Source organism: Nocardia violaceofusca NBRC 14427, from assembly GCF_963869435.1.
Taxonomy (GTDB): domain Bacteria; phylum Actinomycetota; class Actinomycetes; order Mycobacteriales; family Mycobacteriaceae; genus Nocardia; species Nocardia aobensis.
Window position 1 is genome coordinate 56,812 of the sequence record NZ_CAWMPM010000032.1, and the last position, 25,974, is coordinate 82,785.

A 25,974-nucleotide genomic window follows, 5' to 3' on the forward strand; every position below is an offset into this window, starting at 1 on the left:
CGCGAGCTCGCGGGATGCGGCCGCCGGGCAGTGGTGCTCCGGCGCCGCGGGGCGGCGACGAGGCACTTCTGTTCTGCGGCACTCCGTATTCCTTTTCCACGCTCGATCGACCCCCGTTCGAGAATCTGCCCGCGTAGCCCACCGCCTCCGATACCGGTGGCGTACCGGGGAGTTCCCGGATTCGAGGCTATCCAACCAGTGCGCCCGCACCGCTGAACCGCTGTTGGCGTGGCGTGCCAGACTTGCCGGATGAGTCCCGATTCCCAGTCCCGGCTCGTGATCACCGGCGCCGGCGGACAGCTCGGCCGGGCGCTGCGCACGGCGGCGCCCGCGGCCCTCGCCCTGGGCCGTGCCGATCTCGACATCACCGACGCCGAAGCCGTGCGCGCCGTCGTTCGCCCGGGCGATGTGGTGCTCAACTGTGCCGCCTACACCGCCGTCGACGCCGCCGAGTCCGAGCACGACGCGGCGTACGCGGGCAATGTCACCGGGCCCGCGGTACTCGCGGCCGCCTGCCGCGTGGCCGGCGCGCGCCTGATCCACATCTCCACCGACTACGTCTTCGACGGCACCGCGTCGGATCCGTACGAGCCGGACGATCCGACCGGCCCGGCAAGTGTGTACGGCCGTACCAAACTGGCCGGTGAGCAGGCCGTGCTCGGCGAATATCCGCAGGCCACGATCGTGCGCACGGCGTGGGTGTACACCGGCGACCGCGGCGACTTCGTCGCGACGATGCGACGACTCGAGGCTGAACGCGAGACGATATCGGTCGTCGACGACCAGATCGGTTCGCCCACCTACGCACCCGATCTGGCGCAGGCTCTGCTGGAACTCGTTGCGCGGCAGCCGATTCCGGGTGTACTGCACGCGAGTAATGCGGGCGCGGTCAGTCGCTTCGGGCTGGCGCGGGCGGTGTTCGCCGAACTCGGGGCCGATCCCGAGCGGGTGCGGCCCTGCGGTACCGCCGACTTCCCGAGTCCCGCGCGGCGCCCGGCATATTCGGTGCTGTCGAATCGAGCCTGGGCGCAGGCCGGTCTCACGCCGCTTCGGGAGTGGCGGGCGGCGCTGGCCGATGCGCTGGCTCGCCTGTCGGATCGGACGCAACCGTGATCGGCGCTGCTCGCCGCCGCCTGAACCCGCGCCCGTGAGCCGCGACGCCGGCGGTCAGACTGATAAGGCCCTGTGGGTGGTTGTGCTCGGGTGCCTACTCCGGCCTCTCACCCATTAGGCTGGCCTTCCGTGAGCGCTTCGGATTCAGCCCCTTCCGCGGACCGTACCCCTCAGCTGGCGGTGGTCACCGTAACCTATTCGCCGGGCGAGCATCTCGACCACTTCATCAGCACACTCGCGACCGCCACCGCGGAGAAACCGCAGGTGATCCTCGCCGACAACGGCTCGACCGACGGCGCTCCCGAGCTGGCCGCGGAGTCCGACGAACACGTCACGCTGCTGCGCACCGGTGGCAACATCGGCTACGGCGGCGCGGTGAACCGGGCGGTCGCCGAACTCGATCCCGATATCGAATACGTGATCATCGCCAATCCGGACGTGCGCTGGGGCACCGATTCCATCGATCACCTGCTGGCCGCCGCCCGGCGCTGGCCGCGCGCGGGTGCGCTGGGGCCGCTGATCCACGAGCCGGACGGCAGTATCTATCCCTCCGCGCGCCGGGTGCCCGGCCTGCTCGACGGCGCCGGCCACGCGATTCTCGGCACGATCTGGCCGGGTAACCCCTGGACCCGGCGGTACCGGCAGGAGAACGAGGAGATCGCCGAGCGCACCGTCGGCTGGCTGTCGGGGTCGTGCCTGCTGGTCCGGCGCGACGCGTTCGACAGCATCGACGGCTTCGACTCGCGGTACTTCATGTACATGGAGGATGTCGACTTCGGCGACCGGATGGGCAAGGCCGGCTGGCACAACGTCTTCGTGCCGACCGCCGAGGTCACCCATGCCAAAGGCCACGCGGCCGGGCGGCATCCGGAGACCATGTTGCCCGCCCATCACGCCTCCGCCTATCGTTTCCAGGCCGACCGCCATCCGCACTGGTGGCAGGCCCCGCTGCGATGGGCGTTGCGGGCCGGACTTGCGATTCGCTGCAAACTTGCGGTTCGATCTGCGCTGCGCGAGCGCGACCGCGAAGCGCAGCGATAACGCGTGGACCGAACCTGAAAAAGGGGAAGACTGATGCCGGACAATTCGGGAGGGAGCGCGGGCGTGGACACCGCAACCGACGCCGTGATCCTGGTCGGTGGCCAGGGCACGCGGCTGCGCCCGCTGACGCTCTCGGCGCCGAAACCGATGCTGCCGGTCGCCGGTCTGCCGTTCCTGCACCACCTGCTGGCCCGGATCGCCGATGCCGGGATCACCCATGTGGTGCTGGGCACGTCGTTCAAGGCGGAGGTCTTCGAGGAACATTTCGGCGACGGCGCCGAACTAGGCCTCGACCTCGAATACGTCACCGAGACCGAACCGCTGGGGACCGGCGGCGGTATCCGCAACGTGCTGCCGAAGCTGCGCGCCGACAACGTGATGGTCTTCAACGGTGACGTCCTCGGCGGCGCCGATCTGGGAGCCGTGCTCGACACGCACGCCTCGACCCGCGCCGATGTGACCCTGCATCTGGTCCGCGTCGGTGATCCGCGCGCCTTCGGATGCGTGCCCACCGACGAGACCGGCCGGGTCACCGCCTTCCTGGAGAAGACCCAGGATCCGCCGACCGACCAGATCAACGCCGGCTGCTACGTCTTCCGTCGCGAGTACATCGAGAAGATCCCGAGCGGCCGCCCGGTATCGGTCGAACGCGAGGTGTTCCCGTCGCTGCTGGCCGAGGGCGCCCACATCCAGGGCCATGTCGACGCCTCGTACTGGCGGGATATGGGGACGCCGGAGGACTTCGTGCGCGGGTCCGCCGATCTGGTGCGCGGGATCGCGCCCTCGCCGGCGCTGCCGGGTCAGCGCGGGGAATCGCTGGTCCACCCCGGTGCCGGTGTCGCGCCGGGTGCGCTGCTGATCGGCGGCACGGTCGTGGGGCGCGGCGCCGAGGTCGGCGCTGGTGCGCGACTCGACGGTGCGGTGCTGTTCGACGGCGCCCGGGTCGAGGCCGGGGCCACCGTGGAGCGCTCGATCATCGGATTCGGTGCGCGCATCGGGCCGCGGGCGCTGGTCCGCGATGCGGTGATCGGTGACGGCGCCAGCGTCGGCGCCCGCTGTGAGCTGCTGCGCGGCGCCCGCATCTGGCCGGGCGTGGATCTGCCCGACGGCGGGATCCGCTTCTCCACCGACGTCTAGGTCCGGCGACCTGTGCTGTGAGGCGACCTGTGCTGTGAATCGACAAGGCCGCCCGTGCACTCGCACGGGCGGCCTCGTCGTAGCTGCCGGAAGGATGTCGAACACTCGTACCGCTGACTACTGCGGGACGGCTGTGGCCGGCACCACCGCGACGGCGTTACGGGACGACCCCGCCGCCGAACGCTCGCGGATGAGCAGCACGCCGGTCGCGGCGACCAGGGCGGCGGTCAGACCGTGCACACTCAGTGCGGTGGTCACCGAGCCGTGATTGTTCAGCACCGTGAGCATGTCGCCGATCGGGGTCACCGCGGTGGCGAGCATCGCGATGCCGAGCGCGAAACGCTGCCGCGTCAGCAGCAGCGCCAGGAGCACCGCGCCGGAGCTGATATCGCGGACCCCCTTCAGTGTCATGAAGGCCGCCGACTCTCCCTGCGGCCAGGCCGGAAGCCCGAAGCCGGGTGCCATGGAATTCGGTGTGAGGACGTAGCCGAGGCCGATGTACAGGATGAAGGCGACGCCGATCAGGACGAGGGCGGTGGCGAGGCGAGTGCGCGTCATTGAATTGCTCCAAAATCTAGCGTTGCTAACCGATGGGATAAGCGTAAGCGGCAATCGCTAACTTGTCTAGCGTTGCTAGAATTTCGGTATGACGGTTCAGGAACGCAAGGAACGCGAACGCGCCCAGCGTCGGCAGGCGATCATCGACAGTGCGCGTGAACTGGCCGAATCCGACGGCTGGGATGCGGTGACGGTGCGCCGGCTCGCCGAGCGCATCGAACACAGCCAGCCCGTGCTCTACAGTCACTTCTCGGGAAAGCGGGCCATCGTCTCGGCCGTGGCCGAGGAGGGGATCGGCCAGTTGCGGGATGTGCTCCGCGCCGCCCACGAGCAGGCCGACGGCCCCGGCGCCGCGATGGAGGCGGTCGCCCGGGCCTATCTGAATTTCGCGGCCGACAACGCCGCCCTGTACGACGCCATGTTCGTCCTCGACACCGAATTGCCCTTCGGTCTCGACGCACCCCAGACCCTGCGCGACTGCTTCGAGGAGCTCGAGCGGTTGTTCCGGCCGCTGGTCCCCGAAGCCGACACCGGGGCCTACACCGAGGTGTTCTGGAGCACGTTGCACGGGATGGCTGCGCTGGACCGCAGTCATCGCCTCCGCCCGGACCTGTGGGAACAGCGCATGGACGTGCTCATCGGCTGGGCCACCCGGAGTTGATGTCCTGAGTCCCTTGGTTTTCGGTCCCTACAGTGGTGATCATGGCGGATGCGGTGGTGGTCGGCGCCGGGCCCAACGGTCTGGCCGCGGCGGTGCTACTGGCCCGCGCGGGGCTCGAGGTGGAGGTGTTCGAAGCCGCGGATCGTGCCGGTGGCGGCTGCCGTACCGCGGAGCTCACCCTGCCCGGATATCACCACGACGTGTGCGCGGGCGCGCATCCGATGGCGCTGGCATCCCCGTTCTTCCGCGCCTTCGATCTCGGTGCGCACGGCGTCGGATTGGCGACTCCCGCGATCTCCTACGGACATCCGCTCGACGGCGGGGTGGCCGCGTCGGCCTGGCGGGATCTGGACCGGACGGCCGAGGGGCTTGGCCGCGACGGTGCGACGTGGCGGCGCCTGTTCGCCCCGCTGGTGCGGGAGTGGGAGGCGGTGGTGGAGCTGGGGATGTCGGACCTGCGCCGTATTCCTCGTGATCCGCTGTCCGCGCTGCGCTTCGGGCGCCGACTGCTCGAGCAGGCATCTCCGCTGTGGGACCTGCGTTTTCGCGAGGAACGTGCGGCGGCGCTGTTCACCGGGGTGAGCGCGCACGCCATCATGCCGCCGCGGCAGTTCTCGGCGGCCGGTGTGGCGTTGCTGCTGGGCACCCTCGGCCATGTGGGTGGCTGGCCGATTCCGCGCGGCGGCTCACAGGCGATCGTGGATGCGCTGATCGCCGATCTGGAACGCCACGGCGGGCAAGTCCACACCGGGCACCGCGTCGATTCACTGGACGAATTCGCCGGTGTGCGAACGGTTCTGCTCGACACCGCGCCCACGGAACTGCTGCGGATCGCGCGAGTGCCCACGGCGTATCGAAACCGGTTGCAGCGCTACCGGTTCGGCGGCGCCGCATGCAAGGTGGATTTCGCTCTGTCGGGCCCGGTGCCGTGGCAGGCGACGGAGCTGGCGGCCGCGGGAACCGTACATGTCGTCGGCACGCGAGCCGAGGCAATGGCCGTCGAACGTCTCGTCGCGTCGGGCCGGCACGCCGAGCGGCCGTACGTTCTGGTGATCCAGCCGGGCGTGGTCGATTCGTCCCGGGCTCCCGGCGGCAACCACACGCTCTACGCCTATGCCCACGTACCCAACGGATCCGGCCGCGACGTGAGTCCCGACGTCGTCGCGCAACTCGAACGCTTCGCCCCCGGCTTCCGTGATCTGATCCAGGCCACCCATGTGCGTCCGGCAGCACACATGCCCGCGCACAACGCCAACTACGTCGGCGGCGATATCGCGGCCGGCGCGATGACCCTGGCGCAGACGATCTTCCGCCCGACGCCGCGCTGGAACCCTTATGCCACCCCGCTTCCCGGTGTGTACCTGTGCTCCGCCGCGACCCCGCCGGGTCCCGGCGTGCACGGCATGTGCGGCATGCACGCCGCGACTCGTGCGCTGCGAGAGCAGTTCGGCATCCGCATCGACCCGGCCGTCCTGCTCGGCGCGTCGTCATGAACCGGAACCCCGCGCGCCGCCATCGGACCGGAGCAGTGATCCTCGGTGCTCGGGCATCCGCCGCCCGAACCGCCGCCGCGGGTCTACACCGGCTGGGTGCGGTACAGATCAGGCTCGATGTACATGACCCGGGCGGCGGGGACGGCCGCCCGCACCCGGGCTTCGGCGTCGTCGATCGCGGCGGCGATATCGGCGATCTCCAGTCCGGGCACGATCGACACCTTCGCCGCCACGAGCATCTCCTCCGGGCCGAGGTATTCGGTGCGCAGGTGGATGACCCGGTCGATGCGCTCCCCGTCGACCAGCTTCGCGCGGATCGCCGCGTCCTGTGCGGGGGTCGCGCCCTCACCGATCAGCAAGCTCTTCATCTCCACGATCAGCACGACCGCGATGACACCGAGCAGCAGGCCGATGCCGAGGGTGCCGATGCCGTCCCAGATGGCGTTGTCGGTCACCACCGTCAGCACCACCGCGGCCAGCGCGATCAGCAGACCGATGAGCGCGCCGGTGTCCTCGAGCAGCACCACGGGCAGTTCCGGGCTGCGCGAGTTGCGGATGAACCGCCACCAGCTCGCACCCTCGCGCAGCGGTGCGGATTCCCGCATCGCGGTCATGAAGCTGTAGCCCTCGAGCGCCGCCGCGATGGCCAGGATCACGATCGCCACCAGGGGGGAGGTCAATTCCTCCGGATGCTGGATCTTGTGCACACCTTCGTAGATCGCGTACATCGAGCCGAGGGAGAACAGCACCAGCGCCACGACGAACGAGTAGAAGTAGCGGTTGCGTCCGTAGCCGAACGGATGCAGATCGTCGGCTTCCTGCTCGGCACGTTTCTGCCCGAGCAACAGCAATCCCTGATTACCGGTGTCGGCCACCGAGTGCACGGCCTCGGCCAGCATCGATCCGGAGCCGGTGATCGCGGCGCCGACGAATTTCGCCACCGCGATACCGGCATTCGCGCTCAACGCCGCGAAGATCGCCTTCTTCCCGCCACCAGCAGACATGGTGCAGCCCCGGTCCTTTCGTCCCCGGCGCACGCCGGTAGATGTCCGATTTGTTCGATCAATCTACTAAAGCGGCCGAACCGGCCGCGCGCTCACTCGCCCACACACGCGCAGAACAGCTGCGCGGGGCCGCCGAGAGCTCGCGCCCGGATATCGGTATCGGTGGCCGAGATCCACGCCGCGCTGCCGGCGGCGATCGGCAATTCGTTCCCGGCCTGCGACAGCGCCACGGTGCCGGCCGTCACCAGCATGATGCCGGGGCCGACCCGCGGAATGTCGACCGCGGCGGCGTCCTCGGTCAATTCGAAGCGTCGCAGCGCGAATTCCGGGGCGGGCGTGGGGTACCGGAACGAGTTCTCATCGACCGGTTCGGGTTCGATGATCGGCGTGCGCAGCGGTTCGAAATCCAGCACCCGCAGCAGCTCGGGCACGTCGACGTGCTTGGGAGTGAGCCCGCCGCGCAGCACATTGTCCGAATTGGCCATGATCTCGACGCCCATGCCGCGCAGATAGGCGTGCAGGCTGCCGGCGGCCAGGAACAGGCCCTGTCCGGGTTCCAGCGTCAACCGGTTCAGCAGCAGAGCCGCCAGCACCCCGGCATCACCGGGATACGCCTCGGCCAGCTCCAGGGTGGTGCGCGCTTCGGCCGCGAATTCCTTGGCCTGCCTGGGGTATTCGAGCGGGTCGACCTGTTTGAGGTAGCGCACACATCCGTCGAGGACCTTCGGCAGCAGGGTGGCCAGCATGGCCTGCGGCAGGGTGATCCAGGTGGTGAACAGGGTGCGCAGGCCACCCGAATCCGGCTGGGCGGCAAGCAGTTCGGTGTACTGCACCAGCTCCGGCACGGCCAGCGAGTTCAGCAGGTCGACGGTGCGCAGCGGATCGCGGAAACCGGCCAGCGCCTCGAAGCGATCGAGTGCCACCACCAGCTCGGGCTTGTGGGAGTCGTCGCGGTAGTTGCGCATGGGCGAATCCAGCGGCACCCGCGTGTGGTTCTCCCGTTCGAATCCGTAGCGGGCCTGATCGGCGCTGGGATGCGCCTGCAGCGACAGCGGTTCCTCGGCCGCCAGGATCTTCAGCAGGAACGGCAGGCGGCCGCCGAACGCCGAGGCGACCGCGCCCAACTCCCGGTTCGGCTCGGCCTCCAGCAGTTCCAGCAGCGAACGGCCGGTGCCGTCGGTGAGGACCTTCGCCGGGTCGGCGGGGTGGGCGCCGAACCACAATTCGGCCTCGGGATGGGGGGAGGGAACCTCCCGGCCGCACAGCTGAGCGAGTGCGGTGCGAGATCCCCAGGCATAGGAACGCAACGCACCAACGAGTTCGTGCACTAGTAGTGGCCCCCGTCGTAGTGGGCGGGACGGCTCGCGGCTGGGGGGCCGCCGAGCAGACGCAGATAGGCGGCGGCCATTTCCAGCCGCAGCACCAGCACCGCCAGTTGTTCGAGCTCGCTGCCGCGGCCGGCCGCCGGCGCCTGGGGTTCGCCCGCACCGGTATCGCGCGGCACACTCGCCTCGGTGCGCATCAGCTCGATGTCGACGTTGACCAGATCGGCGTCGACGATGCCCGCGCCCGCGCCGAAAACGGCCAGCCGGCGCCGGGCCGCGACCTGATCGCCGTCGGCGCTCACCACGAACACGCGGGCCCGATCGACCGGGGCCGGTCCGTCCAGCTGCTCGTCGTGGAACAGCGGATCGTAACCGGGCGCGGTCACCTCCGCGGATTCGATCAGCCGTGCGTTCGCGGCCACGGCCTCGGTGAGGTCGACGGCGGCCGCGATCTGCCCCGCGGTCTGCAACAGCACCTCGGCGCCGTGCTCGGCCACCACCGCGGCAGCGGGGGAATCGCCCGTAAGCACCAGCCGCCGTTCCCGCATCCGCGCGGCGAGGGTTTTGGCGGGGTTGTGGAAGACCTCGTGGTGCGGGCCGTCGCGCAGTGCCTCGGCATCGAGCACATCGGCGAGTTCGTCGAGGTTCGGGACCAGCGGTCCGATATGCATCGGGTCGACCGCCTGCAGCACCGCGATGCCGACCGCGACGAATCGCAGCATCCGGTTGTGGTCGAGCACCCGGATCCGCGGCGGCAGCATGGCCGCCCGCCCGGCGGCCGCGGCTCGCATCGGACCCTCGTCGGGTGCGGCGACCACGACTTCGGCGCCGCGGCGCAGTGCCCGGTCGACGGCGCCGGTCAGTCGCGGATCAGCCGAGTCGTCACCGGCGACGACCACCACGTCCAGCGAACCGACCCACTGCGGAATCGTGGTGGCGCTGATGATGGGCAGCCCCGCGCGGTCGCCGAACGCGGCCTGCAGCAGAGTGGCCGCGCGGGCCGCGCGTCCGGTGCCGGAGACCAGCACCAGACTTCGCGGCCGCAGACCGTCGAGCCGGCTGAGCGCGTTTTCGGCGACGGCGGCCGCGGTGGCACGCACCTGGGCGCCCCCGGAGGCGGCCGAACGCAAAATTCCCCCGGAATCCGCGGCCTCCAACGAGGCGACGTCATCGAGGTCGAGTACGGGTGTCCCTGCGATCATCGGGCGTTGCCACCTCCCCTCAATCGGGTCACCACGCCGGGGGATGTCGTTGTCCCCGGGCGAATCCAAGCCCTGTGATTCCACTATTCCAGTCAGCCGCGCACGATGCTCAGAATCTCGGTCACGAGTGCGTCTACTTCCTCCTGCGAACGGGCCTCGACGTTGAGTCGCAACAACGGCTCGGTGTTGGATGCGCGCAGATTGAACCACGCCTGGCCGGGCAGTCGCACGGTCACGCCGTCGAGCCGGTCCACCGATTGCGCGCGCCCTTCGAATGCGGTGACCACCGCCAGGGTTCGCTCCTGCGCATCCGCCACTGTGGAGTTGATCTCCCCGGAGGCCGCGTAGGTCGCGTACGAGGACGCGAGCTCCGACATCGGCCGGTCCTTCTCGCCCAGGGCAGCCAGCACGTGCAGAGCGGCCAGCATACCGGAGTCGGCACCCCAGAAGTCGCGGAAGTAGTAGTGGGCGGAATGCTCGCCGCCGAAGATCGCGCCGGTCGAGGCCATCTGCTGCTTGATGAAGGAATGGCCGACGCGGGTGCGCACGGGCGTGCCGCCGAGTTCGGTGACCAGTTCGGGCACGGCCTGCGAGGTGATCAGGTTGTGAATGATCGTGGCGCCCGGCTCTTTCGCCAGTTCGCGCTCCGCGACCAGCGCGGTGATCGCGGAGGGGGAGACCGGTTCGCCGCGCTCGTCGACGACGAAGCAGCGGTCGGCGTCACCGTCGAACGCCAGGCCGATGTCGGCGCCGGTCTCGCGGACGTACTTCTGCAGGTCGACCAGATTCTTCGGGTCCAGCGGGTTCGCCTCGTGATTGGGGAACGATCCGTCGAGTTCGAAGTAGAGCGGGGCGATGGTCAGCTGCGGCACCGCACCGAGCACGGCGGGGACCGTATAGCCGCCCATCCCGTTACCGGCGTCCACGGCGATCTTCAGCGGCCGGATCGCGCCGAGATCGACCAGCCCGCGCAGGTATTCGGCATAGGCCTCGAGCAAGTTCTGTTCGGTCGCGGTGCCGCGGGTGCCCGGTCCGGCCGGCACGCCCTCGACGAGTTCCTCGGCGATGGTCGCGAGTCCGGTCTCCTGGCCGACCGGCAGCGCGTTGGCCCGGCACAGCTTGATGCCGTTGTAGCGCGCGGGGTTGTGGCTGGCGGTGAACATGGCCCCGGGGCACCGCAGATGGCCGGAGGCGAAGTAGAGCTCGTCGGTGGAGGCGAGCCCGATGTGAACCACGTCGAGTCCCTGATCGAGGACGCCGTCGGCGAAGGCGGCGGCCAGTTCCGGGGAGGAGTCGCGCATATCGTGACCGATGACGATGCGCGTGGCGGGGGTGGCGTCGGTGCGCATCAGCCGGGCGAAGGCCGCGCCGACGTCGCGGACGAATTCCGCGTCGATCTGCTCCCCGACAACCCCGCGAACGTCGTATGCCTTGACAACTGCGTGAACGGACTCGGCAGACCGGGCGACTGTCATGACCAACACCCTAGTAGGGCCGCGGGCCGGTCCGGGCTTCAGGCCGGTCGCGCGTGTGCGGCGCGTGGTGCGGGCTCAGTTCGGGGGATCGGGGAGCACCCGTAGATGGCCGCGACGGCCGGTGCGGCCGGGCCGCTGGGGTCGCGCCGGGGGCGGGGCGTACTCGCTGTAGCCGCGCTGTTCGGGTTCCGGTGCGCGGCGTCGCATCCCGGCTTCGCGGACGGCCTCGGCCAGTGCGGTCAGGTCGTCGTCGTCCGGTGTGCTGGAGGAGAATCCACCTTCGTGCCGGACCAGTTCCCAGCCCTTGGGGGCGGTGATGCGGGAGCCGTGGGTTTCGCACAGATCCCAGGAGTGCGGTTCGGCGACGGTGGCGAGGGGGCCGACGACTGCGGTGGAGTCCGAGTAGACATAGGTGAGCGTCGCGACGGCCGGATTCTTGCAGCCTGGGCGGCAGCAACGACGCATGGGAATCACATCCAGCAGACTAACCCCCCACGCCGTGTGTCGCAGACAGACACGCGGGCCGGTCCCCGGCCACTTCGGGTCGCGCGGGGCTCCGGCTCCGGGGAGATCACGTGGCCCCGCCGCCGGCGCGGTGACTACTGTCGCAAGGTATGACCCGATCGAAGAGGCGGCCGGTGACGACCCGTTCGGTGGTTCGCCGCGGCCGCGGCGTGCGCGGACCGATGCTGCCGCCGTCGGCGCCCGCGCGCCGCACCCGCGGCCAGCAGTTCGACCGCCTGGTGCTGGAGGCGTTCGCCCCGCTGGACGCCCGCTGGCACGATCGCCTGACCAAACTCGACATCGCGGTCGACGACGTCCCCAAGATCCGTCCGCTGCATCCGGATTCGGTCACCTGGCCCGACGAGGTGGTCGCCGACGGCCCGGTCCCGCTCTCCCGCCTGATCCCGGCCGGAGTCGACCGCCACAACGTAGCCACCCGAGCCCGAGTGGTCCTGTTCCGCAAACCCCTCGAACTCCGCGCCCACGACCCGGAAGACCTCCTGGACCTTCTGCGTGAAGTCCTGGTCCAGCAGATAGCCACCTACCTGGGCGTAGACCCGGAGATCATCGACCCGACAGGGGAGTAGGCCCACGAGAGCAGCCGGTCGCCCCGCTCGTCACGGAAAACGAGAACCGGACGACTCGATCACTGTCGCCCCCGTTCCCGCCCCGCTCCGCCGAAGCGAAGCGAAGCGAGGCGAACGGGACACCCGGACAACATATTTCGCGAGCACATGGGTAACTCACCGGGTACGCCCACAACCCGGCCAGGCCCACAACCGCCGGCCCGCAACGCGACCCGAGCGGCTCTTACTCGTCCGCAGAGGCCCGGAGAGGCGGCTACGAGATGCCGCGCTTGAGGCGGCGGCGTTCGCGTTCGGACAGGCCGCCCCAGATACCGAACCGCTCGTCGTGGGCGAGTGCGTATTCCAGGCACTCGTCGCGGACCTCGCAGCCCAGGCAGATCCGTTTGGCTTCCCTTGTGGAGCCGCCTTTTTCGGGGAAGAAGGCTTCCGGATCGGTTTGGGCGCACAGCGCCCGTTCCTGCCACTGTTCTTCGATGGTGTCGAACATCGCATCGAAGTCGGTGACGATGAGACTCAGCTGCGGTGGTTCGGGTTTGCGCTGAGTGCGCGCCCACTGCCCTCCTTGCGGAGTTCTGTCGAGCGATCCCGATTCGTTGTTCACCGTGCTGCCCCCCTCTCGTTCGTCGTTCCGGCTGTCAGCGCAGTCGCTTGGTGCTGCGCATGCTGTGGAATCGGTTTGCGATACACCGCCCGGAATGCCCGACGGGGCCAGCTCCTCGGCCATCGCTCCGCCTCCTCACTGTGTGTTAGCGCAGAATGATTTTTCCGTCGGACCGGACGTGCCCACCGACGGTCCCACACCGCGACGTAGTCCCGCGGACATCCCCGAGCTTGTCGTTCCGATGCGAACATGCGTTCGAAACGCGGTCTGCGCCAAAGGCTCTCGCGCGGACCCGGAATGACATGTCTGTGATTAGACACGCCGGACGCGTCGATGGTCAAGCTGCCGACACAATTCCGTTACTATCCGAGGCCGCCTTCGACGCGGTTCGGTAACCTCGAAGTAGCAAATGACCAGCAAATACGCACTCGAACCCCCGCTTCCGGGCACCGCATAGGCTGTGCGGATGTGACTGGAGAACAAGCGGACATCGCGGCCGAGATCGAGCGGATTGATCGTAAACCGCGCATTGCGGTGTTGGTCGGTGGAGTCGGCGGCGCGCGCTTCTTACAAGGTGTACGGGAACTGCTGCCGGAAGCGGATGTAACGGCGCTGGTGAACGTCGGCGACGACGTCTGGATGCACGGTTTACGCATCTGTCCCGACCTGGACACCTGCATGTACACGCTGGGTGGGGGTATCGATACCGAGCGCGGCTGGGGCCGGGTGGGAGAAACCTGGCACGCCAAGGAGGAACTGGCGAAATACCACGCACAACCGGATTGGTTCGGACTCGGAGATCGCGATATCGCGACGCATCTGGTGCGCAGTGAAATGCTGCGCGCGGGATACCCGCTCTCGGCGGTTACCGAAGCGCTGTGCAATCGCTGGCAGCCCGGTGTGAAACTTCTCCCGGCAACCGACGATCGGTGCGAAACGCACGTTGTGATCAGTGACCCCGACAACCCTGGCGAACGCCGCGCGATTCATTTCCAGGAGTGGTGGGTACGGTACCGAGCAAACGTCGAGACCCATGGATTCGTCACAATCGGGGCGGATCAAGCCAAACCCGCCCCTGGTGTGACGGAAATCATAGAGGGTGCTGACGTGGTGCTGCTGGCCCCCTCGAACCCCGTGGTGAGCATCGGTGCGATCCTCGCGGTGCCGGGTATCCGGGGCGCGCTGCGGACCACCTCCGCCAAAGTCGTCGGTTTATCGCCCGTGATCGGGGGAAAACCCTTGCGCGGCATGGCCGATGAATGCCTCGAGGTGATCGGTGTGGAAACCTCGGCCGAGGCCATCGGACGGCACTTCGGCGCCCGCTCGGACACGGGCATCCTCGACGGCTGGCTCATCCACTCGACCGACGAGGCCGATGTGCCGGGTGTCCAGGTGCGCAGCGTGCCGCTGCTGATGAGCGATCCCGCCGCCACCGCCGCGATGGTGCGGGAGGCGCTCGACATCGCGGGGGTGCCGGCATGAGCACTCAGGAGCGAAACACCGACCATGCGCCCGGCGGGGAGATCAGGATCATCCCCGTGCCGGGGCTACCGGAATTCCGGCCGGGTGACGATGTCGCGGAACACATTGCGGCCCAGGCCCCCTGGCTCGTCGACGGCGACGTGCTGGTCGTGACGAGCAAGATCGTCGCCAAGGCCGAGGGGCGCATCGTCGAGGCGCCCCGGGACCCGGACGAACGCGATGCCGTGCGTCGCAAACTCGTCGACGCCGAGGCGGTGCGGGTGCTGGCGCGCAAGGGGCGCACCCTCATCACCGAGAATCACATCGGCATCGTGCAGGCTGCCTCCGGGGTCGACGGTTCGAATGTGGAGCAGGGCGAATTGGTCCTGCTGCCAACCGATCCCGATGCCAGCGCCGCGGCGCTGCGGGCGGCACTGGCGCAGCGGCTGGGCGTCGACGTCGCGGTGGTGATCACCGACACGATGGGCCGGGCCTGGCGCATCGGCCAGACCGATGCCGCGATCGGTGCCGCCGGTCTGCGCGTCGTGCACGACTATGCCGGCGCGGTCGACGGGCAGGGGAACGAGCTGCAGGTCACCCAGGTGGCGGTGGCCGACGAACTCGCCGCCGCGGCGGATCTCGCGAAGGGCAAGCTGGGCGGCGTGCCGGTCGCGGTCGTGCGCGGGCTGACTCCGCACGACGACGGATCCACCGCCAAGGATCTGCTGCGCGGTGGCGAGGAGGATCTGTTCTGGCTCGGCACCGCCGAGGCGATCGAGCAGGGCCGCCGGGAAGCGCTGCTGCTGCGCCGCTCGGTGCGGACCTTCGCCGACACCCCGGTCGATCCCGAGTTGATCCGCGCCGCGGTCGGCGACGCGCTCACCGCGCCCGCTCCGCATCACACCCGGCCGGTGCGGTTCGTGTGGCTGCGGCAGCCGGCGCTGCGCGCGCGCCTGCTGGATTCGATGGCGGCGCAATGGCGTAACGACCTCGGTGCCGACGGTCTGGATCCCGATCGGGTGGAGCGCCGGGTCGCACGCGGCCGGATCCTGTTCGACGCACCCGAGGTGATCATTCCGTTCTGTGTCCCCGACGGCGCGCACGACTACCCGGACGAGCGCCGCCGCGCCGCCGAGTCGACCATGTTCACCGTCGCGGTCGGTGCGGCTGTGCAGGGGCTGCTGGTCGGTCTGGCCACGCGCGGTGTCGGCAGCTGCTGGATCGGCTCGACCATCTTCGCGCCCGAGGTGACTCGCGAGGTCCTGGGTCTGGCGCCGGACTGGAAACCATTGGGCGCCATAGCCGTCGGCTATCCGGAGGAGGAGCTTTCGCCGCGCCCGCCGCGCGAGGCGGGAACGGGTCTGGTCGAGCTGTGAGTACCGAGTCGTTGCATGCCTCGGCCACCGAGCTGCTCGAGAACTGGAAGCCCGCGACGCATCCGGAACAGTCCGTGCGGGAGGCGATGCTGGCATTTCTCGGTTCGGCGCCGCGCGGCTGTCTGCGCGAACACGCACCCGGTCACATCACCGCCTCGGCGGTGGTGTTCTCACACGACGAGCGTGAGGTGCTGCTGACGCTGCATCCGCGGGTCGGCCGATGGATCCAGTTGGGCGGTCACTGCGAGCCGGGTGACGAGACCGTGGTCGACGCCGCGCTGCGGGAGGCGACCGAGGAGTCCGGGATCGCCGGACTGGAGGTCGAGCCCGGGCTGTACGGCGCGCAGGCCCACCCGATCACCTGCTCGCTCGGGGTGCCGACCCGACACCTGGATCTGCTGTTCAAGATTCGCGCACCGCGCGGCGCGATTCCGGTGCGCAGTGCGGAGTCGACGGATCTGCGGTGGTGGCCGGTCGACGCGCTGCCCGCCGATTCGGACGTGCTACTGCGCTGAATCGATCGTCGACGGCGGGACGGGGTGCGCGCCGCAGCCCGTCCCGCCTGGCCGTTGCGGACTGTCACAACGCGTTTACAAATCGGCAAAAATGTATAGACGTCCGACAGGTGTAGGCATATTGTCCATGGTAATGGTTACCCACATCACAGTGAATGTGGCAGCTGTATCGAATGGAGACGACGATGTCGACCGAAGCCGGAACCGCCGACGGCCTGCTCGACTCGGGCTGGCGTGACCGCAAGCGCTATCTGTGGTTGTGGGGCCTGTTCGCGCCGACGGGGCTGTTCATCATCGGACTCCCACTCATCTGGGGTCTCAACGAACTGGGCTGGCACACCCTCGCGAAGGTGCCGTTCTGGCTCGGCCCGATCCTCATCTATCTGGTCATCCCCGCCGCCGACCTGTTCTTCGGCGCCGACGGCGAGAATCCGCCGGACGAGGTCATGGAGTATCTGGAGAACGACCGGTACTACCGCTACCTCACCTACATCTACCTGCCGTTCCAGTACGCGTCGCTGATCATGGCGTGCTATCTGATCACCGCGGACAACCTGAGCTGGCTCGGTATCGACGGCGGCCTGACCGTCGTGGACAAGATCGGCCTGGCCCTGACGGTCGGCATGGTCGGCGGCATCGGCATCAACACCGCGCACGAACTCGGGCACAAGAAGGTGCATCTGGAGCGCTGGCTGTCGCGGATCGCGCTGGCGCAGACGTTCTACGGCCACTTCTACATCGAGCACAACCGCGGCCATCATGTGCGGGTGGCCACGCCGGAGGATCCCGCGAGTTCCCGTGTGGGCGAGTCGTTCTGGGCGTTCTGGCCGCGCACGGTATGGGGCAGTCTGCGCTCCGCGTGGGGGCTCGAGCGGACCCGGCTGGAACGGCTCGGGAAGCGGCCGTGGAGCCTGCACAACGATGTGCTCAGCGCGTGGGCGATGTCGCTGGTGCTCTACGCGGCGCTGGTGGCCGGCTTCGGCCTCGAGGTACTGCCGTATCTGGTGCTGCAAGCGGTGGTCGGCTTCAGCCTGCTGGAGGCGGTCAACTACCTGGAGCACTACGGTCTGCTGCGGCAGCGCACGGCTCGCGGCCGGTACGAACGGCCGACACCGCGGCACAGCTGGAACAGCGACCACCTCGTCACCAATATCTTCCTGTACCACCTGCAGCGGCACAGCGATCACCATGCCTATCCGACCCGGCGCTATCAGACCCTGCGCAGCTGGGACGGGGCGCCGAATCTGCCGAGTGGCTACGCCAGCATGATCCTGCTCGCCTACTTCCCGCCGCTGTGGCGGCGCGTGATGGACAAGCGCGTCGTGGCCCATTACGACGGCGACCTCACTCAGGCGAACGTGCAGCCGAGCAAGCGGGACAAGGTCCTCGCGCGTTGCCAGGAGGCACGGTGAGCGACGATCGCGCAGCGGCTCACGGTGCCGACCGGGTGCGGGTGTCCCGCATGACACAGGAGGCACGGTGATGGGCGCCTTTCGTTGCCCTGTCTGCGATTACGTCTACGACGAGGCGAAAGGTGCTCCGCGGGAAGGATTTCCGGCGGGCACCCCGTGGGAGTCGGTGCCGGACGACTGGTGCTGCCCGGACTGCGGGGTACGCGAGAAGATCGATTTCGAGGAGGCACGGTGAGCGACAATCGCGCAGCGGCTCGCCGTGCCGACCGGGTGCGGGTGTCCCGCATGACACAGGAGGCGGGATGAGTCGGCCCTATCGGATTTTTCAGTGCGTCCAGTGCGGCTTCGAATACGACGAGGAGCAGGGCTGGCCGGACGAGGGTATTGCGCCAGGGACGCGCTGGGAGGAGATTCCCGACGACTGGACGTGTCCGGACTGTGGGGCGGCCAAGGCCGACTTCTTCATGGTCGAGATCGAACGTTCGTGAGTCGTTTTGACTGCGGAAGCCGCCCGTGACACCGTCGCGGGTATGCCGCGTAACGGATCCCGGGTCCCGTATCAGGAAGCGGCGCGCACCCTGTTGCGCACGTCGGTCCTCGATGCGATGCGGGAACTGCTGATCGAGCGGGACTGGGCCAAGATCACGCTCGGCGACGTCGCGACGCGGGCCGGGGTGAGCCGGCAGACGCTGTACAACGAATTCGGCTCCCGGACGGGGCTGGCGCAGGCCTATGCGCTGCGGCTGGCGGATCAGCTGGTGGACCATGTCGGAACGGCCGTCGCCGACAACGTCGGCGATGCGCGGGCGGCGTTCCGCGAAGGCCTGGCAAATTTCATCCTCGACAGTGCGGCCGACCCGCTGGTGCAGTCCCTGGTGGTCGGTGAGGCCAAGCTGGATCTGCTGCGGTTGATCACGCTCGACGCCGGGCCGCTCATCGAACATGCCGCCCGGCGCTTGGCCGCGGCCTTCGAAAACAGCTGGGTGGGGGCATCGGCGGCGGAGGCGGATGTGCTCGCCCACGCCCTGGTGCGCATCGCCATCAGCTACATTCCGACCCCGGCCGCGCTGCATCGCGACGCCCCGGAGGAGTTGAGCAGACTGCTCGCACCGTATGTGGAGGCGATTCTCGCCGCCCGGGACCGGCCCGGCGGCCGGTAGCCCGAAATCGGTCCTGTGACAGATAACGATTTGTTCCGGCGCCGGTTGGGGTGCCGGCCGACAACCGGACCGACCCACCACGGCCGGAACGACGGCGACGAACAGTCGCTGACCTGCGTGGTCTCGGTGGAAACGGTGGTTGCTGACCCGGTGCGGCGCAGCGGATCCGGGCCCACGCTGTCTGTGACTTCGGGTCCGCGTGTGTAACGGTTACCACTTTGCGGGTTTGAACCGGGCGTAACGGCCTCGGAGCCGCTACATATTTACCTGGCAAGAGTCCAGGTGAATTCAAGTGGGGCAATCAGTGCAAACGGTCGGCAAACGCTCGGGTTCGGCTGATCCCAAGAAGCATCTGTGGATGTTGGGATTGATCGCCCCGGGCTGCGCATTGCTCCCTTCCCAGCTGGTCGCCCGCACCGGCATCGAGGCGTTCTGGTGGATCGGGCCGATCATCGTGCTGATCGTGATACCGCTGCTGGACTGGTTCGTCGGCGAGGACGGCACCAACCCGCGCGACGAGGATTACGAACGTCTCTCCCACGATCGCTACTACCGGTGGTGCACGTATCTGTTCCTGCCCATCCAGCTGACCGGACTGGTGATCGCGGCCTACATGTGGTCCGGTGACGAACTCGGCGTGGTGGACAAACTGGGCCTGGCGGCGACGCTCGGCTTCGTCAGCGGTATCGGCATCAACGCCGCGCACGAGCTGGGGCATCGGGTGGAACGGCTGGAGCGGTGGCTGGCCAAGCTCGCGCTCGCGCAGTCGGGATACGGGCATTTCTTCGTCGAACACAACAAGGGCCACCACGCGCGGGTGGCCACCCCGGACGATCCGGCCAGCGCCCGCTTGGGCGAATCGCTGTGGATGTTCCTGCCGCGCAGCATCTTCGGCGGATTGCGCTCGGCGATCCGGCTGGAACGCGACCGGCTGCACCGCAAGGGCCTCGGCTGGTGGAACGTGCGCAACAACATCCTGCAGGCGTGGTCGATGACGGTGGTGCTCTACGGCGCGCTGCTGGCGGTGTTCGGCCCCGGCATGCTGCCGTATCTGCTGCTGCAGGCCGTGATCGGCTTCGGGCTGCTGGAAACTGTGAACTACGTCGAGCACTACGGGTTGCTGCGCCGTCGTCTGCCCGGTGGCCGCTGGGCGCGCTGCTCGCCGGCCGACAGCTGGAATTCCGATCGGCTGGTCACCAACATCTTCCTGTTCCACCTGCAGCGCCACAGCGACCACCACGCCAATCCGGGACGCCGGTACCAAACGCTGCGCAGTACCCAGGAGGCCCCGCAACTTCCCGCGGGCTACGCGACGATGATCCTGTTGGCCACCGTCCCGCCGCTGTGGCGACGGGTGATGGATCCGAAGGTCGCCGCGCACTACGCGGGCGATCTCGGCCGAGCCAACATCGCGCCGCGCAAGCGGGAGCGCACCCTGCCCGTCTACCGGCTCGCGGGCTAGTCGCGGCGTCAGACGGGGACCAGCTCGGTCCGTTCGGCGGGAGTTCCGGATGCTTCGGCGGGTTCGCTGTCGACCATCGTCGTCTCGTCGAAGGGCAGTTCCCGGTCGAGCACGGCGCGCATCCGGACGTCGTCGATGGTCTTCGTCCAGGTCCCGACCAGGACGGTGGCGACGGCATTACCCGAGAAGTTCGTGATGGCGCGGGCTTCCGACATGAACCGGTCGATGCCGACGATCAGGCCCACACCGTCCAGCAGATCCGGGCGATGGCTCTGTAGACCACCGGCCAGGGTGGCCAGTCCCGCTCCGGTCACCCCGGCCGCGCCCTTGGAGGCGACGATCATGAACACCAGCAGGCCGATCTGCTGCCCGAGCGAGAGCGGTTTACCCATCGCGTCGGCGATGAACAGTGAGGACATCGTCAGGTAGATCGCGGTGCCGTCGAGGTTGAACGAATATCCGGTCGGGACGACGATGCCCACGGTCGAGCGTTCGACACCGAGGTGTTCCATCTTCGCGATCAGCCGCGGCAGCGCCGATTCGGAGGACGAGGTGGAGAAGATCAGCAGATATTCGCGCGCCAGGTAGCGAACCAGCTTGACGATCGATACGCCCGAGCTCACCCGCAGCAGCGCACCCAGTACGCCGAAGACGAAGACCAGGCAGGTCAGATAGAAGGCGAGCATCAACGCCGCGAGCTGTTTCACCGCATCCAGCCCGGTGGCCGCCACCACGTTCGCGATCGCGCCGAAGGCACCGATCGGCGCCAGCCACAGGATCATGGTCAAGATCTTGAACACCAGCTTCTGCGCCAGCCCCACGGCGCGCAGGATCGGTTCGCCCTGCGTACCCATGGCCTGGACGGCGAAGCCGACGAGCAGGGCCACGAACAACGTCTGCAGCACGCTGCCCGCGGTCAGTGACGACAGCAGCGATGTGGGAATGATGCTTTCCAGGAAGTGCCAGGTGCCGCCGGTGCTTTCGGCCTGCTTCACGTATCCGGCGGCCGCGCCGACGTGTTCGTGGACGTTCAGCCCACTGCCCGGCTGCAGCAGATTGCCGACCACGAGACCGATCGTCAGAGCCACCGTCGACATGATCAGGAAGTAGCCGAGCGCCAGGCCGCCGATCTTGCCGACCCGCGCTGCCGCCCGCACCGAACCGATACCGAGCACGATCGTGCAGAAGATGACCGGCGAGATCATCATCTTGATCAGGTTGACGAACATGGTGCCCAGCTCGCCCACCGACTTCCCGAAGCCGGGCGCCAGCCAGCCAACGAGTACGCCGGCCACGACCGCCACGATGACGGCGAGATAGAGCCAATGGGTACGGTCGCGACGGTGCGTCCGTGTCGAGTCGCTCATGATGTGCCTCCGGTGCTGCCCGATCTGTGCCTCGGGTTCGTACTGTGATGATGGGGGTGACCGTGACCTCGGTCACCATTACGTACGTTTCGTTCACGGGAGGACCGTTGCGGGCGAAAGGCCGGACCGCGAGTTCGCCTGTGCGGCGCGCCCGGGGCATGACGCTGGCCGGCCAGGTCTTCGTGGTGCAGCTGGCGGTCCTGGTGGTGGTGATCGCGGTCGGGTCGGCGCTGGCGGTGTGGGAGGTGCGCCGCGAACAGGACGATGCGACGGCTCGCCGGGTGACCGGCATCGCGGTCGCCCTCGCTCAGGCGCCGTCCACGGCCGCCGCGGTGCGTACGCCGGATCCCACGCCCGTGCTGCAGCCGGTGACCGAACGGATCCGGCAGCGGACCGGAGTCGATTTCATCGTGGTGATGGCACCCGACCGCACCCGCTACACCCACACCGATGTCAGCCGGATCGGACAGCCGTTCAGCGGAAACATCGATCGGGCGCTGGCCGGTGAGACGTTCACCGAGACCTACACCGGGACGCTGGGCCCGTCGATCCGGGCGGTCACCCCCGTCGTCGACGACACCGGCCGGGTCGTCGCGCTGGTCTCGGCGGGCGTGACCCGGGCCCGCATCGGCGATCAGGTGAGTGCGCAACTGCCGCTGATCCTCGGTGCGGCCGGCGCCGGTCTGGTGCTGGCCGTGCTGGGCGCATTCCTGCTGCGCCGCAGGCTGCTGCGCCAGACCCAGGGACTGGGCCCGGCCGAACTCCGGACACTCTACGAACATCACGATGCCGTGCTGCACTCCGTGCACGAGGGGCTGATCGTGTTCGACCGCGACGACCAGGAGGCGGCGGTGGTCAACGACGAGGCCAGGCGCCTGCTGGAACTGCCCGACGGCCCGGTGCGCCGCGCCGACCTGCCGGTGTCGCTGCGGCGGCTCGACGCCACGGTGGTCCGCGACGAGATGCATGTGACAGCCGCCCGCGTGCTGGTGGTCAACCAGGACGTCGTCTCCTGGGCGGGGCGACGCCTCGGCACGGTCCTCACCATCCGCGACCACACCGAACTCCGCGACATCATGGGCGAGCTGGATTCCGCGCGCGGTCTGGCCGAATCGCTGCGGGCGCAGGCGCACGAGGCGGCCAATCGGTTGCACGCGGTGATCACGATGGTCGAGCTGGGTCATGTCGATCGAGCTGTCGACTTCGCGACGGCTGAACTGCGGCTGTCCCAAGCACTCATCGACCGCCTGACCGATGCGGTCCACGAGCCGGTCCTGGTCGCGCTGCTGCTCGGCAAGGTCGACCGGGCCATCGAACGCGGTGTGGAGCTGACCGTCGCCGAGGACACCGCGCTGGAGTCGGTCGCCCCGCTGACCGCGCAGGAAGTGGTCACCCTAGTGGGAAATCTGGTCGACAACGCGGTGGACGCGGTCGCGCAGGATCCCGACGCGTGGGTGGAGGTCTCCGTCCGCTCGGAGGCGTCGGCGCTGATGGTCAGGGTCGCCGACAGTGGGCCGGGAATGTCGGAGGAGGCTTTCGCGCAGGCGATGGAACGGGGATATACGACCAAGGCCGAACACCACGGACTCGGACTGGCGCTGGTCTGGCGGCTGGTGACCCGATACGGCGGTACGCTGCGGGCCGAGCGCAGCCCGGAATCGGCTGTCGTGGTGAGGATTCCGGTGCGATGACGGGGCAGCCGATCCGGGTGCTGATCGTGGAGGACGAACCGCGCATCGCCGCGGCGCATCACTCGTATGTCGCGCGGGTGGCCGGATTCGAGCCGGTGGGTGTGGCCGCCACCGGCCGCGATGCTATTCGGACGGCAACCCACGCCGCCGCCGCGGGAAACCCGATCGAGCTGGTGCTGATGGATCTGGGGCTGCCGGATATCGGTGGGCTCGAGGTCACCGCGGCCCTGGCCCGACTGCGGCCGCGACCCGATGTGATCGCCATAACCTCGGCGCGCGACCTCGAGATGGTGCGTGCCGCGGTCGCGCACGGGATCGCGCTGTATCTGCTGAAACCCTTCACCTTCGCGGCTTTCCGCGACAAGCTCGAGCGCTATCTGGAGTTCCGGGCCGCGTTGCCGGCCGGTGATGCGACGCTGACCCAGCACGACATCGATCGGGCGTTGAGCGCGCTGCGCACCGCCGATCCGAAAGCGGCAGCCCCGAAAGGTATTGCGCCGCAGACGCTCCAGGAGATCTCCCGGGCGCTTCGCGCGGCGCCGGACGGGCTGTCGGCGACCGAAACCGGCCGTGCCGTGGGCGTTTCACGTGTCACGGCATGGCGCTATCTGGAACAGTTGGCGACCGACGGCGTGGTGGAACGCCGATCGGACTACGGCCGCGCGGGGCGTCCCCAGGTCCGCTACGTCTGGCGCCGGTGATGCGCGGCCGACCCGGCCGCACCCCGTCGGCGTACACCGAACGCGTGTGAGCGACTAGCCTGAGTTGTCGAACCGACATCCACCGAGAGGCTGATCCAGGCGCATGACGACCTCAGAACTTTCCGCTCAGACGAACCTGACTCCCGATGTCCGCAACGGCATCGACTACAAGGTGGCGGATCTGTCGCTGGCCGAGTTCGGCCGCAAGGAGATTCGACTGGCCGAACACGAGATGCCCGGTCTGATGGCGCTGCGGCGCGAGTACGCGGAGGTGCAGCCGCTGAAGGGTGCGCGCATCTCCGGTTCGCTGCACATGACGGTCCAGACCGCGGTGCTGATCGAGACCCTGGTCGAACTGGGTGCGCAGGTGCGCTGGGCGTCGTGCAACATCTTCTCCACCCAGGATCACGCGGCCGCGGCGGTCGTGGTGGGCCCGCACGGCACGATCGACGAGCCCAAGGGCACGCCGGTCTTCGCCTGGAAGGGCGAGACCCTGGAGGAGTACTGGTGGGCGGCCGAGCAGATGCTCACCTGGCCGAATGAGCCCGCCAACATGATCCTCGACGACGGTGGCGACGCGACCATGCTGGTGCTGCGTGGCGCCCAATTCGAGAAGGCCGGGGTCGTTCCGCCCGAGGACGAGTCGCATTCCACCGAATACAAGGTGTTCCTCAACCTGCTGCGCGCGAGCCTGGCCGCCGATGCGGGCAAGTGGAGCGCGATCGCCGAATCGGTGCAGGGTGTCACCGAGGAGACCACCACCGGCGTGCTGCGGCTGTACCAGTTCGCCGCGGCCGGCGAGCTGACCTTCCCGGCGATCAACGTCAACGACTCGGTCACCAAGTCGAAGTTCGACAACAAGTACGGCACCCGGCATTCGCTGATCGACGGCATCAACCGCGGCACCGATGTGCTGATCGGCGGTAAGAAGGTGCTGATCTGCGGTTACGGCGATGTGGGCAAGGGCTGCGCGGAGTCGATGGCCGGCCAGGGCGCGCGTGTTCAGGTCACCGAGATCGACCCGATCAACGCGCTGCAGGCGCTGATGGACGGCTTCGACGTCGTCACCGTCGAGCAGGCGATCGCCGATGCCGACATCGTGATCACCTCGACCGGCAACAAGGACATCATCGGCCTGGACCACATGAAGGCGATGAAGGATCAGGCGATCCTGGGCAACATCGGCCACTTCGACAACGAGATCGATATGGCGGCGCTGGAGAACTCCGGGGCCACCAAGCTGAACATCAAGCCGCAGGTCGACCTGTGGACCTTCGATTCCGGCAAGTCGATCATCGTGCTGTCCGAGGGCCGGCTGCTGAACCTGGGCAACGCCACCGGCCACCCCTCGTTCGTGATGAGCAACAGCTTCTCCAACCAGGTCATCGCGCAGATCGAGCTGTGGACCAAGCCGGAGCAGTACGACAACGAGGTCTACCGCCTGCCGAAGGTGCTGGACGAGAAGGTCGCGCGCATCCACGTCGAGGCGCTGGGCGGCACCCTGACCAAGCTGACCAAGGACCAGGCCGAGTACATCGGCGTGGACGTCGAGGGCCCGTTCAAGCCGGAGCACTACCGGTACTGAGTTCGGAAACGGTTGTCCCGCCGGTGCTTTCGAGCCCGGCGGGACGTCCGTCTCGTGCGTCGCGAACGCTCAGATCTGGCAGGTGGGGCTGGGGTGGAGCAACCAGCACAGCACCGAGCCCGGCTCGTTCGAACCGCTCGCCGAGCCGGATCCGAGCGGCGTGTCGGCGATCGCGGTGTTCGCCTCCGGCGTCCGGACTGTCGTCGCGGCGGCACAGACGGTGCCCGGGGTGCATCCGTGGCTGATCTGGCCGAGCAGTTTCACCAGGTCGATGAGGCTGCTGCCGGCGCCCCCGTCGGTGGCCGAATCCGCGCTTCCGGAGGTGCCCGCGACCGGGGCGGCCGGCTCGAGCGGGAGCGGTGCGGCCGCCGCGACACCGGCGGCGAGACCCGCGGTGATCGCGAGAGTCGCTGCGGCGGTACGTAATACACGAGAGATGAGCATGGGGCGCCTTCCTGTTTTCGGGACGCTTCCTTCATCCCGCGCGGCGTCGCGGCCGTTATCCGGTGTGATGCCCCCAAAAGTAGTGCCTTATGAAACGTT

The 25,974-nt window shown here is 68.4% G+C and carries 26 protein-coding genes; 17 read left to right on the forward strand and 9 right to left on the reverse strand.

Translation table 11 applies throughout. From position 1 onward, the window contains the following. The first annotated feature begins 249 nt into the window (after nucleotides 1-249). From rfbD to manB, 3 genes are all read left to right on the forward strand, one after another. A complete protein-coding gene (rfbD, locus tag AC5592_RS25525; RefSeq protein WP_063065656.1) occupies nucleotides 250-1,113 on the forward strand; it encodes a dTDP-4-dehydrorhamnose reductase in 864 nt (287 codons plus the stop codon). A gap of 129 nt (nucleotides 1,114-1,242) precedes the next feature. Continuing rightward, entirely contained in the window at nucleotides 1,243-2,154 is a 912-nt protein-coding gene (locus tag AC5592_RS25530) for a glycosyltransferase family 2 protein (protein WP_051024897.1), read from the forward strand. A gap of 33 nt (nucleotides 2,155-2,187) precedes the next feature. Next, on the forward strand, nucleotides 2,188-3,291 hold the full coding sequence (gene manB, locus AC5592_RS25535) for a mannose-1-phosphate guanylyltransferase (protein ID WP_036504576.1): 1,104 nt from the start codon (nucleotides 2,188-2,190) through the stop codon (nucleotides 3,289-3,291). A 117-nt stretch (nucleotides 3,292-3,408) separates the two neighbouring features. Here the strand turns inward: manB and AC5592_RS25540 are convergent, their stop codons facing one another. Further along, nucleotides 3,409-3,849, reverse strand: coding sequence for a DUF4267 domain-containing protein (locus tag AC5592_RS25540; protein WP_063065657.1), 441 nt, complete (start codon nucleotides 3,847-3,849; stop codon nucleotides 3,409-3,411). A gap of 88 nt (nucleotides 3,850-3,937) precedes the next feature. Here AC5592_RS25540 and AC5592_RS25545 point away from each other — a divergent pair, with 88 nt between their 5' ends. Next, entirely contained in the window at nucleotides 3,938-4,510 is a 573-nt protein-coding gene (locus AC5592_RS25545) for a TetR/AcrR family transcriptional regulator (protein ID WP_063065658.1), read from the forward strand. 41 nt (nucleotides 4,511-4,551) lie between these two features. Continuing rightward, nucleotides 4,552-6,003 (forward strand): phytoene desaturase family protein, encoded by a 1,452-nt coding sequence (locus AC5592_RS25550; protein ID WP_063065678.1) that lies wholly within the window; start codon nucleotides 4,552-4,554, stop codon nucleotides 6,001-6,003. 83 nt (nucleotides 6,004-6,086) lie between these two features. Here AC5592_RS25550 and AC5592_RS25555 read toward each other — a convergent pair whose 3' ends face one another. From AC5592_RS25555 to AC5592_RS25575, 5 genes are all read right to left on the reverse strand, one after another. Then, on the reverse strand, nucleotides 6,087-7,007 hold the full coding sequence (locus AC5592_RS25555) for a cation diffusion facilitator family transporter (RefSeq protein WP_036504571.1): 921 nt from the start codon (nucleotides 7,005-7,007) through the stop codon (nucleotides 6,087-6,089). 92 nt (nucleotides 7,008-7,099) lie between these two features. Further along, entirely contained in the window at nucleotides 7,100-8,335 is a 1,236-nt protein-coding gene (manA, locus tag AC5592_RS25560) for a mannose-6-phosphate isomerase, class I (RefSeq protein ID WP_036504569.1), read from the reverse strand. After that, complete coding sequence (locus tag AC5592_RS25565; RefSeq protein ID WP_063065659.1) at nucleotides 8,335-9,534, reverse strand: amino acid adenylation domain-containing protein; 1,200 nt, start codon at nucleotides 9,532-9,534, stop codon at nucleotides 8,335-8,337. The genes manA and AC5592_RS25565 overlap by 1 nt, the downstream gene beginning before the upstream one ends. A 92-nt stretch (nucleotides 9,535-9,626) precedes the next feature. Further along, nucleotides 9,627-11,009, reverse strand: a complete 1,383-nt coding sequence (locus AC5592_RS25570; RefSeq protein ID WP_036504565.1) for a phosphomannomutase/phosphoglucomutase — start codon at nucleotides 11,007-11,009, stop codon at nucleotides 9,627-9,629. Between the two features lie 75 nt (nucleotides 11,010-11,084). Further along, nucleotides 11,085-11,474 carry a DUF3499 domain-containing protein gene (locus AC5592_RS25575; RefSeq protein WP_036504562.1) on the reverse strand — a complete coding sequence of 130 codons (390 nt, stop codon included), beginning with the start codon at nucleotides 11,472-11,474 and terminating at the stop codon, nucleotides 11,085-11,087. 149 nt (nucleotides 11,475-11,623) lie between these two features. Here AC5592_RS25575 and AC5592_RS25580 point away from each other — a divergent pair, with 149 nt between their 5' ends. Then, complete coding sequence (locus tag AC5592_RS25580) at nucleotides 11,624-12,100, forward strand: metallopeptidase family protein (RefSeq protein ID WP_167331878.1); 477 nt, start codon at nucleotides 11,624-11,626, stop codon at nucleotides 12,098-12,100. A 253-nt stretch (nucleotides 12,101-12,353) separates the two neighbouring features. Here the strand turns inward: AC5592_RS25580 and AC5592_RS25585 are convergent, their stop codons facing one another. Further along, nucleotides 12,354-12,587, reverse strand: a complete 234-nt coding sequence (locus tag AC5592_RS25585) for a WhiB family transcriptional regulator (protein ID WP_036504657.1) — start codon at nucleotides 12,585-12,587, stop codon at nucleotides 12,354-12,356. A 624-nt stretch (nucleotides 12,588-13,211) separates the two neighbouring features. Between AC5592_RS25585 and cofD the strand changes: the two genes are divergently transcribed. The 8 genes from cofD (at nucleotide 13,212) to AC5592_RS25625 (ending at nucleotide 20,087) form a co-directional block, all read left to right on the forward strand. Continuing rightward, entirely contained in the window at nucleotides 13,212-14,183 is a 972-nt protein-coding gene (gene cofD, locus AC5592_RS25590; protein WP_198163935.1) for a 2-phospho-L-lactate transferase, read from the forward strand. Then, a complete protein-coding gene (locus tag AC5592_RS25595; protein ID WP_036504558.1) occupies nucleotides 14,180-15,538 on the forward strand; it encodes a coenzyme F420-0:L-glutamate ligase in 1,359 nt (452 codons plus the stop codon). Before cofD ends, AC5592_RS25595 begins: the two co-directional genes overlap by 4 nt. Further along, entirely contained in the window at nucleotides 15,535-16,053 is a 519-nt protein-coding gene (locus AC5592_RS25600) for an NUDIX hydrolase (RefSeq protein WP_036504556.1), read from the forward strand. The genes AC5592_RS25595 and AC5592_RS25600 overlap by 4 nt, the downstream gene beginning before the upstream one ends. Before the next feature lie 185 nt (nucleotides 16,054-16,238). After that, entirely contained in the window at nucleotides 16,239-17,465 is a 1,227-nt protein-coding gene (locus tag AC5592_RS25605) for an alkane 1-monooxygenase (RefSeq protein WP_051024909.1), read from the forward strand. Between the two features lie 70 nt (nucleotides 17,466-17,535). Beyond that, entirely contained in the window at nucleotides 17,536-17,700 is a 165-nt protein-coding gene (locus AC5592_RS25610) for a rubredoxin (RefSeq protein ID WP_083871167.1), read from the forward strand. 67 nt (nucleotides 17,701-17,767) lie between these two features. Beyond that, on the forward strand, nucleotides 17,768-17,953 hold the full coding sequence (locus AC5592_RS25615) for a rubredoxin (protein ID WP_036504555.1): 186 nt from the start codon (nucleotides 17,768-17,770) through the stop codon (nucleotides 17,951-17,953). Nucleotides 17,954-17,995: 42 nt separating this feature from the next. Next, nucleotides 17,996-18,625, forward strand: a complete 630-nt coding sequence (locus AC5592_RS25620) for a TetR/AcrR family transcriptional regulator (RefSeq protein ID WP_063065679.1) — start codon at nucleotides 17,996-17,998, stop codon at nucleotides 18,623-18,625. Nucleotides 18,626-18,983: 358 nt separating this feature from the next. Beyond that, nucleotides 18,984-20,087 carry an alkane 1-monooxygenase gene (locus tag AC5592_RS25625; RefSeq protein WP_051024907.1) on the forward strand — a complete coding sequence of 368 codons (1,104 nt, stop codon included), beginning with the start codon at nucleotides 18,984-18,986 and terminating at the stop codon, nucleotides 20,085-20,087. A gap of 8 nt (nucleotides 20,088-20,095) precedes the next feature. Here AC5592_RS25625 and AC5592_RS25630 read toward each other — a convergent pair whose 3' ends face one another. Continuing rightward, entirely contained in the window at nucleotides 20,096-21,454 is a 1,359-nt protein-coding gene (locus tag AC5592_RS25630) for a cation:dicarboxylate symporter family transporter (protein WP_063065660.1), read from the reverse strand. A gap of 158 nt (nucleotides 21,455-21,612) precedes the next feature. On the opposite strand from AC5592_RS25630, the gene AC5592_RS25635 reads away from it, so the two are divergent. The 3 genes from AC5592_RS25635 (at nucleotide 21,613) to ahcY (ending at nucleotide 25,431) form a co-directional block, all read left to right on the forward strand. Continuing rightward, a complete protein-coding gene (locus tag AC5592_RS25635) occupies nucleotides 21,613-23,145 on the forward strand; it encodes a sensor histidine kinase (protein ID WP_063065661.1) in 1,533 nt (510 codons plus the stop codon). Further along, entirely contained in the window at nucleotides 23,142-23,846 is a 705-nt protein-coding gene (locus AC5592_RS25640) for a response regulator (protein ID WP_036504548.1), read from the forward strand. The genes AC5592_RS25635 and AC5592_RS25640 overlap by 4 nt, the downstream gene beginning before the upstream one ends. Nucleotides 23,847-23,949: 103 nt before the next feature. Continuing rightward, complete coding sequence (ahcY, locus tag AC5592_RS25645; RefSeq protein WP_036504546.1) at nucleotides 23,950-25,431, forward strand: adenosylhomocysteinase; 1,482 nt, start codon at nucleotides 23,950-23,952, stop codon at nucleotides 25,429-25,431. Between the two features lie 69 nt (nucleotides 25,432-25,500). Here the strand turns inward: ahcY and AC5592_RS25650 are convergent, their stop codons facing one another. Continuing rightward, nucleotides 25,501-25,875 carry a hypothetical protein gene (locus AC5592_RS25650; protein ID WP_036504543.1) on the reverse strand — a complete coding sequence of 125 codons (375 nt, stop codon included), beginning with the start codon at nucleotides 25,873-25,875 and terminating at the stop codon, nucleotides 25,501-25,503. Nucleotides 25,876-25,974 lie beyond the last annotated feature (99 nt).

Bases quoted from the DNA above. Each gene is read 5' to 3' on its own strand.
- rfbD (WP_063065656.1), top strand. From the start codon at position 250: ATGAGTCCCGATTCCCAGTCCCGGCTCGTGATCACCGGCGCCGGCGGA.
- manB (WP_036504576.1), top strand. From the start codon at position 2,188: ATGCCGGACAATTCGGGAGGGAGCGCGGGCGTGGACACCGCAACCGAC.
- AC5592_RS25540 (WP_063065657.1), bottom strand. From the start codon at position 3,849: ATGACGCGCACTCGCCTCGCCACCGCCCTCGTCCTGATCGGCGTCGCC.
- AC5592_RS25545 (WP_063065658.1), top strand. From the start codon at position 3,938: ATGACGGTTCAGGAACGCAAGGAACGCGAACGCGCCCAGCGTCGGCAG.
- AC5592_RS25550 (WP_063065678.1), top strand. From the start codon at position 4,552: ATGGCGGATGCGGTGGTGGTCGGCGCCGGGCCCAACGGTCTGGCCGCG.
- AC5592_RS25555 (WP_036504571.1), bottom strand. From the start codon at position 7,007: ATGTCTGCTGGTGGCGGGAAGAAGGCGATCTTCGCGGCGTTGAGCGCG.
- AC5592_RS25565 (WP_063065659.1), bottom strand. From the start codon at position 9,534: ATGATCGCAGGGACACCCGTACTCGACCTCGATGACGTCGCCTCGTTG.
- AC5592_RS25570 (WP_036504565.1), bottom strand. From the start codon at position 11,009: ATGACAGTCGCCCGGTCTGCCGAGTCCGTTCACGCAGTTGTCAAGGCA.
- AC5592_RS25575 (WP_036504562.1), bottom strand. From the start codon at position 11,474: ATGCGTCGTTGCTGCCGCCCAGGCTGCAAGAATCCGGCCGTCGCGACG.
- AC5592_RS25580 (WP_167331878.1), top strand. From the start codon at position 11,624: ATGACCCGATCGAAGAGGCGGCCGGTGACGACCCGTTCGGTGGTTCGC.
- AC5592_RS25585 (WP_036504657.1), bottom strand. From the start codon at position 12,587: ATGTTCGACACCATCGAAGAACAGTGGCAGGAACGGGCGCTGTGCGCC.
- AC5592_RS25595 (WP_036504558.1), top strand. From the start codon at position 14,180: ATGAGCACTCAGGAGCGAAACACCGACCATGCGCCCGGCGGGGAGATC.
- AC5592_RS25605 (WP_051024909.1), top strand. From the start codon at position 16,239: ATGTCGACCGAAGCCGGAACCGCCGACGGCCTGCTCGACTCGGGCTGG.
- AC5592_RS25610 (WP_083871167.1), top strand. From the start codon at position 17,536: ATGGGCGCCTTTCGTTGCCCTGTCTGCGATTACGTCTACGACGAGGCG.
- AC5592_RS25615 (WP_036504555.1), top strand. From the start codon at position 17,768: ATGAGTCGGCCCTATCGGATTTTTCAGTGCGTCCAGTGCGGCTTCGAA.
- AC5592_RS25620 (WP_063065679.1), top strand. From the start codon at position 17,996: ATGCCGCGTAACGGATCCCGGGTCCCGTATCAGGAAGCGGCGCGCACC.
- AC5592_RS25625 (WP_051024907.1), top strand. From the start codon at position 18,984: ATGTTGGGATTGATCGCCCCGGGCTGCGCATTGCTCCCTTCCCAGCTG.
- AC5592_RS25630 (WP_063065660.1), bottom strand. From the start codon at position 21,454: ATGAGCGACTCGACACGGACGCACCGTCGCGACCGTACCCATTGGCTC.
- AC5592_RS25635 (WP_063065661.1), top strand. From the start codon at position 21,613: ATGACGCTGGCCGGCCAGGTCTTCGTGGTGCAGCTGGCGGTCCTGGTG.
- AC5592_RS25640 (WP_036504548.1), top strand. From the start codon at position 23,142: ATGACGGGGCAGCCGATCCGGGTGCTGATCGTGGAGGACGAACCGCGC.
- ahcY (WP_036504546.1), top strand. From the start codon at position 23,950: ATGACGACCTCAGAACTTTCCGCTCAGACGAACCTGACTCCCGATGTC.
- AC5592_RS25650 (WP_036504543.1), bottom strand. From the start codon at position 25,875: ATGCTCATCTCTCGTGTATTACGTACCGCCGCAGCGACTCTCGCGATC.